This window comes from Stenotrophomonas sp. 2YAF26, assembly GCF_052114625.1.
Taxonomy (GTDB): Bacteria; Pseudomonadota; Gammaproteobacteria; order Xanthomonadales; family Xanthomonadaceae; genus Stenotrophomonas; species Stenotrophomonas indicatrix.
Genome location: NZ_JBFRFC010000014.1, coordinates 105,327 through 116,723, shown reverse-complemented (window position 1 = coordinate 116,723; position 11,397 = coordinate 105,327). Strand labels below are relative to the sequence as shown.

Sequence of the window (11,397 nt, the reverse complement as noted above, 5' to 3'; positions counted from 1 at the left end):
GCGATCACTTCGGTGTCGGTCTGCGACTCGAAGGTATAGCCCAGCGCGCGCAGCTTCTCGCGCTGTTCTTCATGGTTCTCGATGATGCCGTTGTGCACCAGCGCCACGCCATGGCTGATGTGCGGATGCGCGTTCGCCTCGGTGACACCRCCATGGGTGGCCCARCGSGTGTGGCCGATRCCCAGGCTGGCSKTGAAGCCTTCRGCCTCGGCAGCRGTKGCCATYTCMGAGACACGWCCGGTRCGGCGCACGCGGCGCACGTCRGSSCGYTCGGCWTGRTCGATCACSGCRATRCCSGAGGAATCGTAACCRCGGTATTCCAGTCGCTTCAGTCCTTCGATCAGSASCGGCACCACRTCSCGYYSGGCGATCGCACCYACGATTCCACACATGTCACGCATTTCCTTGAAGACGGTCGSCGCATTCTAGCCTGCGTGTCCGCCAGCCCCCCCTCCTGTCCGCTTAATGAAAGTGTCCGGAAAGGTGTCCGCGGACACCCGGACAGTAATGACGCATCCGCAAATCATTGATGGAAAAGGAAATAAAGTTGGCACGCTGTGTGCTTTGTCCATAGCACCACTCTGGCACCACCGACAGGCACGAACCCGATGATCCGCGACACCTCCGCCCAGGACCAGATCGTTTCCTCCGCTTCGGCCAGTGCCCCCAAGGCCGCATGGCACCGCTACCGCTGGCCGGCCCTGGCCGGCATCGCCCTGCTCGCCGGCATCGGCTGGGCCGTGCATGCGTGGTCCAACGCCAGCCGCTCGTTCGACAGCAGCCGAGTACGCGTGGCTGAAGTGCAGCGGGGCGACCTGGTGCGCGACATCGCCGCGGACGGCCGCGTGATCGCCGCCAACAGCCCAGTGCTGTATGCGATCTCCGCCGGCACGGTCGACCTGAAGGTCGTGGCCGGCGACGTGGTCAAGAAGGGCCAGGAGCTGGCGATCATCGACAGCCCCGAGCTGCGCAGCAAGCTCGCCCAGGAGGAGGCCACTCTGGCCGGTCTGGAAGCAGAGGCCAGCCGCGCCAACCTGGATGCCACCCTGGCCCGGGCCAAGTCACGCAAGGAAACCGATCAGGCCAGCATCGAGCGCCAGGCCGCCGACCGCGACCTGCAGCGCTACCAGCGCGGCTTCGATGGCGGTGCGGTGCCGCAGATCGATCTGGCCAAAGCCCAGGATACCCTGAAGAAGGCCGACATCAGCCTGGCCAATGCCACCACCGATGCACGCCTGCAGAGCCAGGGCGCGGATCTGGACGCACGCAACAAGCGCCTGCTGGCCGACCGCCAGAAGGCCGTGGTGGCCGAAGTGCAGCGCCAGGTCGACGCACTGACCCTGCGCGCACCGTTCGACGGCCAGGTCGGCCAGGTGCAGGCCACCCAGGCCACCAACCTTGCCGCCAACGCGCCGGTGCTCGGCGTGGTCGACCTCTCCAAGTTCGAAGTCGAGATCAAGGTACCGGAAAGCTTCGCACGCGATCTGGCGATCGGCATGCCGGCGCAGCTGACCGGCGGCAATGGCCAGCCGTTCCCGGGCGAGATCAGTGCGGTGTCGCCGGAAGTGGTCAATGGCGAAGTCAACGCACGCGTCCGCTTTGCCGCAGCCCAGCCGGAAGGCCTGCGCCAGAGCCAGCGGATGTCGGTGCGGGTGCTGCTGGATACCCGCAGGAACGTCATGAAGGTCGAGCGCGGCCCGTTCGTGGAACAGGGCAACGGCGTGGCTTACGTAATGGATGGCCGCACTGCGGTGCGTCGTCCGATCGAACTGGGCGTCAGCAGCCTGGGCGAAGTGGAAATCAAGTCGGGTGTGCAGCCGGGGGACCGCATCGTGGTCTCGGGCAGCGACCTGTTCAAGGACGCCGAACGCGTCTCCGTCAACTGACAACTTATTCATCCTGGAGAGAGGACACCCTATGTACATGCTCGAAATGCGTTCGGTCGCCAAGGTCTTCCGTACCGAACAGGTGGAAACCCACGCACTGCGTTCACTGGAACTGCAGGTCAAGGAAGGCGAGTTCGTCGCCGTCACCGGTCCATCCGGCTCCGGCAAGACCACCTTCCTCAACATCGCCGGCCTGCTGGAAACCTTCACCAGCGGCACCTACATGCTTGATGGCCAGGACGTCAGCAAGCTCGGCGATGATGCCCGCAGCCGCCTGCGCAACCAGAAGATCGGCTTCATCTTCCAGGGCTTCAACCTGATTCCGGACCTCAACCTGTTCGACAACGTGGACGTGCCGCTGCGCTACCGCAAGATGAGCGCCGGCGAGCGCCGCGAGCGCATCGAGAAGGCGCTGAGCCAGGTTGGCCTGGGTTCGCGCATGAAGCACTACCCGAACGAACTCTCCGGCGGCCAGCAGCAGCGCGCGGCGATCGCCCGTGCCCTGGCTGGCAGCCCGCGCCTGCTGCTGGCCGACGAACCGACCGGCAACCTGGACACGCAGATGGCGCGCGGGGTGATGGAACTGCTGGAGGAGATCAACGCCGCCGGCACCACCATCGTGATGGTCACCCACGACCCGGAACTGGCCGCACGCGCGCAGCGCAACGTGCACATCGTCGACGGCCAGGTCACCGACCTGGTGCGCGAGCCGGTGCTGGCCACCCCGCGTCGCATCGTCGCCGTCAACGAGTGAGGGCACGACCATGTTCGCCTACTACGCCCGACTGGCGGTGCGCAGCTTCCGCCGCAACAAGGTACTGACCGCGCTGATGGTGGTCGCCATCGCGCTGGGCATCGGTGCTTCGATGACCACCCTGACCGTGTTCCACGTGCTGTCCGGCGACCCGATCCCTGACAAGAGCGACCGCCTGTTCTACGTACAGGTCGATCCGCGCCCGCGCTCGGGTTACCTGACCGGCGAAGAGCCGGAGACCCAGATGACCCGCTTCGATGCCGAGACGCTGCTGCGCGAGAAGCGTGGCGAGCGCCAGGCGATGATGAGTGCGGGCGCCGTCACCGTCGAGCCGGAAGGCAGCACGTTGAAGCCGTTCAACATCGACACCCGCTGGACCTCGGCCGACTTCTTCCCGATGTTCAACGTGCCGATGCTGTACGGCCGCGCCTGGACCGCCAGCGACGATGACGGTCGCGCCCGCGTGGTGGTGCTGTCCAAGGTGATCAATGACAAGCTGTTCCAGGGCGCCGACAGTGTCGGTCGCCAGATCCGGGTCGAGGGCCATTCGCTGCGCGTGATCGGCGTGATGGATACCTGGAATCCGGAACCGCACTTCTTCGACCTGACCGTGGGCAACTACGGCCGCGAGGAAGACCTGATGATGCCGCTGTCCACCGCGATGGACCTCAAGCTCGGCAGCAACGGCAACATGAACTGCTTCCGCGACGGCGCACCCGATGACGACAGCAATTCGATCAACGCGCCGTGCACCTGGATCCAGTACTGGGTGGAGCTTGAGCCGTCCAAGGCCGAGGACTACCGCCGCTACCTGGTGAACTACTCGGACCAGCAGCGGGCTGCCGGCCGTTTCGAGCGCCCGGCCAACGTGCGCCTGCGCACCGTGATGGAGTGGCTGACCTTCAACAACGCGGTACCCAGCGACGTGCGCCTGCAGATGTGGCTGGCCCTGGGTTTCCTCGGTGTCTGCCTGGTCAACACGGTCGGCCTGCTGCTGGCCAAGTTCCTGCGCCGCAGCGGTGAGATCGGCGTGCGCCGCGCACTGGGTGCCAGCCGCGGGCAGATCTTCCTGCAGTGCCTGGTCGAGGCGGGCGCGGTGGGCGTGGTCGGCGGCGTGCTCGGCATCGGCCTGGCACTGCTGGGCCTGTATGCAGTGCGCCAGCAGCCGGTGGACTACGCCAAGCTGGCCCACCTCGACGGCAGCATGCTGCTGCTCGCCCTCGGCCTGACCCTGCTGGCCAGCATTGCTGCCGGCTTCCTGCCCGCCTGGCGCGCGATGCAGGTCACCCCGGCCATCCAGCTCAAGTCGCAGTAAGCACCAGAACGAGGACTTCCCATGGACATCCGCCCCATCCTCAGCACCCTGCGCCGGCACAAGACCGCAGCCGCATTGATCGTGCTGGAAATCGCCCTGACCTGCGCCATCGTCTGCAATGCCCTGTTCCTGGTCACCCAGCGCGTGGAAAAGATCAGCCAGCCCAGCGGCCTGGCCGAGAACGAACTGGTCATGGTCCGGGTCAGCGGCATCGGCAAGCAGGCCAACGCCATGGCCCGCACCAACGAAGACCTGGCATCGCTGCGCGCGATTCCCGGCGTGACCAGCGTGACCAAGGTCAACCAGCTGCCATTCCGCCGCAACTCGAGCAACACCAGCATCTCGCGCGAACGTGACCAGGAGCGCCCGACCGCGTTCGTGTCGTTGTACATGTTCAGCGAGAACGCACTTCCGACGCTTGGCCTGCAGCTGGTCGCCGGCCGCGACTTCCTGCCAAGTGAATACATCGACTATGAGGAAGCCCAGAAGAATCCCAAGCCTGACCGCGCCGCGCCGGTGATCATCAACCAGCAGGTCGCCGCCAAGATGTATCCGGACCAGAGCGCGCTGGGCAAGACGTTCTACATGGGCAACCAGGCCCTGCATGTGGTCGGCGTGGTCGCCCATCTGGCCACCCCCACCGACTACAACGACAACAGCACCCTGTCGATGATGCTGCCGGTGCGTACCGACTTCACCCGCGGCCCGTACATGCTGCGCACTTCGCCGGAACGCCGCGATGAAGTGTTGAAGGGTGCGCTGGCCGCGCTGGAGCACAACGACCCCAACCGCCTGGTGCGCGAGAAGCTGACCTACCAGGAACAGCGTGCCGACTACTTCAAGAACGACCGCTCGATGGTCGGCCTGCTGGTGACGGTCTGCGTGGCGCTGCTGGTGGTCACCGCCCTGGGCATCGTCGGCCTGGCCAGCTTCTGGGTGCAGCAGCGCAGCAAGCAGATCGGCATCCGCCGCGCATTGGGGGCCACCCGTGGGCAGATCCTGCGCTACTTCCAGACCGAGAACTTCCTGCTGGCCACGCTGGGCATCGTGCTGGGCATGCTGGCGGCCTATGCCATCAACCTGGCGCTGATGAACATGTACGAGCTGCCGCGCATGCCGCTGCTGTACCTGCCGCTGGGCGCGGTGCTGCTGTGGATGCTGGGCCAGATCGCCGTGTTCGGCCCGGCCCGCCGCGCCGCTGCGGTGCCACCGGCCGTCGCCACCCGAGGGGCGTGAGATGCGTGCCAGCCTGCTGGTGCTGTTGTTGGCCCTGCCGCTGCCGGTACTCGCCGGCAGCGGCAGCTCGCAGACGCTGGAATGGCGCCAGGACGATGCGCGTCTGGCGCTGCGCTCGACCGAGGGCGTGGTGAGGGTGGATGCGGCCAGCCCGGAGGCGCGCTTTGGCGTGCGCCATGGCGACCGCATCCTGCGCGTGGACGACTCGCCGGTGCGGCAGATCGAACAGCTCGCCGACGCAGTACGGGCGGCATCGACGCCCACCGTCTACCTGCTGCTGCGCCGCGATGGCCGGATGCTGACCGTGCCGGTGGAGGTATCGCAGTGGCGCCCCGCGCTGGCGCCACCGCCCCCCCCTCCGGCTCCGCCGCCGCCGCCCCCGCCACGACGCTGAGACCCGGCGGCCCCTGCGCTGCCACGGGTTTGGCTATGCTTGGTGGGTGGCGCCGAAAGCTCCGGCGTCATCCACCCTTTTCCGTGCGCGGCGCCGACGCTTTCCGGCGCTTCCCTGCCCTTCCAGAAGCCGCCGAATGCCTGCGATCCTGATCATCGACGACAACGCCAGCGTGGGTACTGCGCTGGATGTGCTGTTTTCCCTGCACGACATCGACACCCTGCAGGCGCAGAGCCCGGCCGAAGGGCTGGCGCTGCTGGAATCGCAGCCGGTCGACCTGGTGATCCAGGACATGAATTTCAGCGAGGACACCACTTCCGGTGAGGAAGGCGAGGCTCTGTTCGCGCAGATCCGCGAACGCCACCCCGATCTGCCGGTAATCCTGCTGACGGCCTGGACCCACCTGAGCAGCGCGGTGGACCTGGTCAAGGCCGGTGCCGCCGACTACCTGGCCAAGCCCTGGGATGACCGCAAGCTGCTGACCACGGTCAACAACCTGCTGGAGTTGTCCGAAGCGCGGCGCGAACTGGACCAGCGACGCCAGCGCGAACAACGCCAGCGGCATGCGCTGGAAGACAAGTACGCGTTGTGTGGCGCAGTGTTCGCCGACCCCGCCAGCGAGCGGGTGATCGCCCTGGCCTGCCAGGTCGCGCGCTCGGAGCTGCCGGTGCTGATCACCGGCCCCAACGGCGCGGGCAAGGAGAAGATCGCGCAGATCATCCAGGCCAACTCGCTGGTGGCCAAGGGTCCGTTCGTGGCGGTCAACTGCGGCGCCCTGCCCTCCGAACTGATCGAGGCCGAACTGTTCGGTGCCGAGGCCGGTGCCTACACCGGCGCCAACAAGGCGCGCGAAGGCAAGTTCGAGGCGGCCGACGGCGGCACGCTGTTCCTGGATGAGATCGGCAACCTGTCGCTGGGCGGGCAGATGAAGCTGCTGCGCGTGCTGGAGACAGGACGTTTCGAGCGCCTGGGCTCCAACCGCGAACGCCAGGTCAAGGTGCGCGTGGTCAGTGCAACCAATGCCGATCTGCCGGCGATGATCCGCGAAGGTACGTTCCGCGAAGACCTCTACTACCGGCTCAACACGGTGGAACTGACGCTGCCGCCGTTGGCCGAGCGTCCCGGCGACATCGTGCCGTTGGCCGAGTATTTCCTCAACATCGGCAAGCCGCTGTCCAGCACGGCTGCCACTGCGCTGCAGCGGCACCTGTGGCCGGGCAACGTGCGCGAGCTGCGCAACGTGATCCAGCGTGCCGAACTGCTGGCTACCGGCAACCGCATCGAAGTGGGCGATCTCAACCTGCCGCGTGCGCCGGCTGCGCCACGCCCTGCGCCAAGCGCCGGCAATGATCCCGACCGCGCACGCATCGAAGAAGTGCTGGCGCGCAACCATGGGGTCATCGCCCAGGCCGCCGCCGAGCTTGGGCTGAGCCGGCAGGCGCTGTACCGGCGCATGGACCGTCATGGCATTCCGCGCGAATGAAGCGACGCTCCTTCACCTTCCGCCTGTTCCTGCGCCTGCTGCCGGTGCTGGCGCTGGCTGCCGCGCTGCCGTGGCTGCTGGCCTACTGGATGGACCATGGCTGGGTGGTGACCACGGTCTCCACGATCATCCTGCTGTCATTGATGTGGTGGACGCTGCGCCGCGCCACCGCACCGGTGCGCTCGTTGATGCGGGCGCTGTCCGGGACCACCAGCAGCTACCGCGACGGTGAGTACAACTTCGGTATCTACTGGCCCGGCAATGACGAACTGGGTGACCTGGTGCAGGCGCACCGCGAACTGGGCGAAGTGCTGCGTGCACAGCGCCAAGGCCTGGTGCAGCGCGAACTGCTGCTGGACACCATGGTGCAGAACACACCGGTGGCGATGCTGCTGATCGCTGCGGGTGGCGATGGTATTTCCCGCGTGGTGTTCTCCAACCTGGCCGCACGCAAGCTGCTGCACAGCGGCTGGAAGCTGGAAGGCCAGCGCATGGAAGACGTGCTCGAGCAGCTGCCGGTGGAACTGCGCGATGCCATCGGCCGCGGCGGCGACAGCCTGTTTGCGGTGAAGTCGGAAAGCGAAGACGGCGTGGAAGGCGACGAGGACGACGAACAGGTCTATCACCTGTCGCGGCGCGCGTTCCAGCTCAACGGCCGCCCGCATGACCTGCTGTTGGTACGCCAGCTCACTGCCGAACTGCGCCGGCAGGAAGTACAGACCTGGAAGAAGGTGATCCGGGTGATCAGCCACGAACTCAACAACTCGCTGGCGCCGATCGCCTCACTGGCGCACTCCGGTGGCGAGCTGGTCAAGCGCGAACGCTTCGACCGGCTGCCGGAGATCTTCACCACCATCGAAGACCGCGCACGCCACCTGGAAGGCTTCATCCGCGGCTACGCGCGTTTCGCAAAGCTGCCGCAACCGCAGCTGCAGACCGTGCACTGGGCGCCATTCCTGTCCAGCCTGTGCCAGCAGATTCCGTTCACGATGGAGCGTGAACCCGACGAAGAACTGAGCAGCCGGATCGACATCGCCCAGTTCGGCCAGGCCCTGCTCAACCTGCTGAAGAACGCGCACGAGGCCTGCGCCGAAGCAGATCCGCCGAACGACGACGTGCAGGTGCAGCTGACCCGGCTGCCGCAGTGGTTGCGGCTGGATGTGCTGGACCGGGGCAAGGGCATGAACGAGCAGGTGCTGCAGAATGCGCTGATGCCGTTCTATTCGACCAAGCGCAACGGCACCGGGCTGGGGCTGGCCCTCACCCGCGAGATCGTCGAGGCGCACGGTGGTCGCGTGTCACTGCAGAACCGCACCGAGGGCGGGCTGTGTGTGTCGATCCTGTTGCCGGTGGGGTAGGTTTGTTCTTCCTTCTTCTGTTGATTGCTGAAGGTTGATCACGGTTCATGGGCGTCACTTTTCTTTTCGCGCGAAAAGAAAAGTAACCAAAAGAAACGCGCCGCCAGTCCGCGAGCCGTCGTGCTGCGCACGCCGGTACCCTGCGCTCCTCGGTCCGTCGAGGGACGGCGCGGGAACTCGCTGCGCTCAGACACCCGCGCCTCTTCGCCCTCGCCGGCCCTGCGGTGCTCGGCTCGCTTCAAGGCGGACTCGAGAAGCAGAGCAAAAGCATCCACGCATGGCGTGGATCTACTGGGTGCACCTGTGGACTTTGACTTGGGTCCGCCTTGAAGCGAGCCGAGCACCGCAGGGGAATCAGGGGCGAAGAGGTGCCGATGTCTGAGCGCAGCGAGTTCGGCACCGGCCCCTGATTCGCCGAGGAGCGCAGGGCACCGATGCGCAGCATCGGCTCGCGGCCGGCGGAACGTTTCTTTTGGTTACTTTTCTTTGCGTACAAAGAAAAGTGACACCCATGAACCGTGATCAACCTTCAGCAAGCAACAGAAGAAGCAAAACTAAAGCACTCGCCGCGTCGCCACCCGCAGGTGCATCGGGAATCCCAGGGCAGCTTCCTCGGCCATCACCGCTTGCAGGCCGGGGCCCCACTCCGACTCCGGCAGGATGTTGAATCCTTCGCTGGCATAGAAAGCCGCATTCCACGGCACATCGGACAGCGTCGTCAGCACTGCGGCAGCGTAACCACGCATCTTTGCCTCGGCCAGCGCATGCCGCAGCAACGCTCGCCCGTAACCACGCCGCGCGTGGCCGGGATCAACATCCATCTGCAGCACATGGAAATCGCCGTCGAGCGCACCGCCCAGCAGGTAGCCGGCGATGCCGCCATCGGCGCCTTCGATGATCCACAACTGGCCACGCTGCAGCCCAGCCTGCAACGTGGGGAGGTCCAGCCCATGGCCGGCGAACACCGGGTGCGCCTCGTGCCCGCGCAGCAGTTCACCCGCACGCTGTTCGATGCGGGGCAACGCGTCGAGTTCGTCGGCGCGCGGTGGTCTCGGCTCAGCTTTTCTTGATGGGTCGCTGCCAGCCATCGATCGTTTCCTGACGCGCACGGGCCACGGTCAGCTTGCCGTCCGGCGCAGTGCGGGTGATGACCGAACCTGCAGCAATCGTCGCCCCTTCACCGATCAGCACCGGCGCCACCAGCGAGCTGTTGGAGCCGATGAAAGCGTTGTCGCCGATGGTGGTGGTCGACTTGTTCACGCCGTCGTAGTTGCAGGTGATGGTGCCCGCACCGATGTTGACCTTGCTGCCGATCACCGCGTCACCCAGGTAGGTCAGATGGTTGGCTTTGCTGCCCACCCCCAAGGTGACCTTCTTGGTTTCCACGAAGTTGCCCACGTGCACGCCATCGGCCAGCACGGTGCCCGGGCGCAGGCGCGCGAACGGGCCGATCTGGGCCGCACCCTCGCTGATGACGCCTTCCACATCGCAGTGCGCACGCACTTCGGTGCCCGCGCCGAGTGTGACGTCCTTCAGCCGGGTGAACGGGCCGATGGTCACGCCATCGCCGAGCACCACCTTGCCTTCAAGAATCACATCGACATCGATCATCACATCGCTGCCTACGACCACCTCACCACGGATATCGACCCGCGCCGGATCGCGCACGCGTGCGCCCTGGATGCACAGCGCGCGGACCGCGCGCCGCTGCCAGGCCCGTTCCAGCTGCGAGAGCTGCCATGGATCATTCGCGCCTTCGGCATCCTGCGCATCGGCCACCAGGGCCATCTCCGCCGGAGTGAACTCGCGGGCGGCAAAGGCGAATACATCGGTCAGGTAGTACTCGCCCTGCGCGTTGCTGTTGGACAGCTGCGACAGCCAGCGGCGCAGCGCCGTCGATTCGGCAGTGATGATGCCGGTGTTGATGATGCGCACCCGACGCTGTTCATCGTCGGCGTCCTTCTGCTCAACGATCGCCCCGACCTTGCCTTCGGCATCGCGCAGCACGCGACCATAGCCAGTGGGATCCTCGACATCGGCCACCAGCACGGCCAGCCGGCCCGGCTGGGCCAGCAGGTCGCGCAGGGTCTGCGCACGGATCAACGGCACATCGCCGTACAACACCAGCACCTGTGCGGCGTCGGGCACCTCCGGCATGGCCTGGGCAACGGCGTGGCCGGTGCCCAGCTGCTGCGCTTGTTCCGCCCACAACAGGTCCGGCTGGTCAGCGAAGTAGTGCTGCACCTGGTCCCCGCCGTGGCCGTACACCACGTGGATGGCAGCCGGCTGCAGTTCGCGCGCCGTGGCGATCACATGCGCCAGCATCGGCTGCCCGGCAATCGGCTGCAGTACCTTGGGCAGCACCGATTTCATGCGCTTGCCGGCGCCAGCGGCGAGGATGATGACGTGCAGGGGTTGGGTCATGGAGGGGGGCCGCGCAGCGGCGGCGATCTGAGGACTGGCTGATAGGATAGCCGAGCTCATTCCCTGCCTGACGTGAACCGTGCGCTGCCTGAAGGAACGATTGCTCGATCTGCTGTACTGGATGGGCCCGCTGTTGCCGGGCGGCACCGGGAAGGCACGGCCATGACCCTCGTCCGCCAGGGCAGCTCATACATCGTCATCGGGCTGGTGCAGCTGCTGCTGGACTGGCTGGTGTTCGTGGGCAGCACCGCACTCGGGGTGCCCGTCGCCCCTGCCAACGTCGTCGGCCGTCTGGCCGGCATGCTGCTCGGCTTCTGGCTCAACGGCCGCTATACCTTTGCTGCCGCCGGCCAACAGCGCCTGGGCTGGAAGCGCTTCGCGCGCTTCCTCCTGCTTTGGATGCTGCTGACCGCGGCCAGCACCCTGCTGGTGACTGCGGCCGACCATGCATTGGGACTGCAGTACGCGTGGCTTGCCAAGCCGCTGGTGGAAGGTGGTCTGGCGCTGGTGTCGTTCATGCTGCTGCGGCACGTGGTGTACCGCTGAC

The 11,397-nt window shown here is 66.3% G+C and carries 10 protein-coding genes and 1 pseudogene; 8 read left to right on the top strand and 3 right to left on the bottom strand.

Going from position 1 to position 11,397, the window contains the following annotated elements:
* Positions 1 to 392 (bottom strand): annotated as a pseudogene (locus AB4Y98_RS15235) (glutamine--fructose-6-phosphate transaminase (isomerizing)); the annotation flags it as partial.
* A gap of 216 nt (positions 393 to 608) precedes the next feature.
* Between AB4Y98_RS15235 and AB4Y98_RS15230 the strand changes: the two are divergent.
* From AB4Y98_RS15230 to AB4Y98_RS15200, 7 genes are all read left to right on the top strand, one after another.
* On the top strand, positions 609 to 1,886 hold the full coding sequence (locus AB4Y98_RS15230) for an efflux RND transporter periplasmic adaptor subunit (protein WP_089237025.1): 1,278 nt from the start codon (positions 609 to 611) through the stop codon (positions 1,884 to 1,886).
* Positions 1,887 to 1,917: 31 nt separating this feature from the next.
* Positions 1,918 to 2,640 (top strand): ABC transporter ATP-binding protein, encoded by a 723-nt coding sequence (locus AB4Y98_RS15225; RefSeq protein WP_032976565.1) that lies wholly within the window; start codon positions 1,918 to 1,920, stop codon positions 2,638 to 2,640.
* A 10-nt stretch (positions 2,641 to 2,650) separates the two neighbouring features.
* The gene (locus AB4Y98_RS15220) at positions 2,651 to 3,955 is read left to right on the top strand and encodes an ABC transporter permease (protein WP_033832270.1); all 1,305 of its coding nucleotides are present in this window, start codon (positions 2,651 to 2,653) and stop codon (positions 3,953 to 3,955) included.
* 21 nt (positions 3,956 to 3,976) lie between these two features.
* The gene (locus AB4Y98_RS15215; RefSeq protein ID WP_312787347.1) at positions 3,977 to 5,191 is read left to right on the top strand and encodes an ABC transporter permease; all 1,215 of its coding nucleotides are present in this window, start codon (positions 3,977 to 3,979) and stop codon (positions 5,189 to 5,191) included.
* 1 nt (position 5,192) lies between these two features.
* Positions 5,193 to 5,585 carry a PDZ domain-containing protein gene (locus AB4Y98_RS15210; RefSeq protein WP_394198255.1) on the top strand — a complete coding sequence of 131 codons (393 nt, stop codon included), beginning with the start codon at positions 5,193 to 5,195 and terminating at the stop codon, positions 5,583 to 5,585.
* A 136-nt stretch (positions 5,586 to 5,721) separates the two neighbouring features.
* Complete coding sequence (locus tag AB4Y98_RS15205) at positions 5,722 to 7,068, top strand: sigma-54-dependent transcriptional regulator (RefSeq protein ID WP_394198253.1); 1,347 nt, start codon at positions 5,722 to 5,724, stop codon at positions 7,066 to 7,068.
* Positions 7,065 to 8,426 carry a sensor histidine kinase gene (locus tag AB4Y98_RS15200; protein WP_363731492.1) on the top strand — a complete coding sequence of 454 codons (1,362 nt, stop codon included), beginning with the start codon at positions 7,065 to 7,067 and terminating at the stop codon, positions 8,424 to 8,426. Before AB4Y98_RS15205 ends, AB4Y98_RS15200 begins: the two co-directional genes overlap by 4 nt.
* A 554-nt stretch (positions 8,427 to 8,980) precedes the next feature.
* Here AB4Y98_RS15200 and AB4Y98_RS15195 read toward each other — a convergent pair.
* Together AB4Y98_RS15195 and glmU are read right to left on the bottom strand one after the other, a co-directional pair.
* Entirely contained in the window at positions 8,981 to 9,514 is a 534-nt protein-coding gene (locus AB4Y98_RS15195; RefSeq protein ID WP_442244628.1) for a GNAT family N-acetyltransferase, read from the bottom strand.
* Positions 9,483 to 10,850: a bifunctional UDP-N-acetylglucosamine diphosphorylase/glucosamine-1-phosphate N-acetyltransferase GlmU gene (gene glmU / locus AB4Y98_RS15190; protein ID WP_312786482.1), complete on the bottom strand. Its 1,368-nt coding sequence runs from the start codon at positions 10,848 to 10,850 to the stop codon at positions 9,483 to 9,485. The genes AB4Y98_RS15195 and glmU overlap by 32 nt, the downstream gene beginning before the upstream one ends.
* 162 nt (positions 10,851 to 11,012) lie before the next feature.
* On the opposite strand from glmU, the gene AB4Y98_RS15185 reads away from it, so the two are divergent.
* Complete coding sequence (locus tag AB4Y98_RS15185; RefSeq protein ID WP_312786483.1) at positions 11,013 to 11,396, top strand: GtrA family protein; 384 nt, start codon at positions 11,013 to 11,015, stop codon at positions 11,394 to 11,396.
* Position 11,397 lies beyond the last annotated feature (1 nt).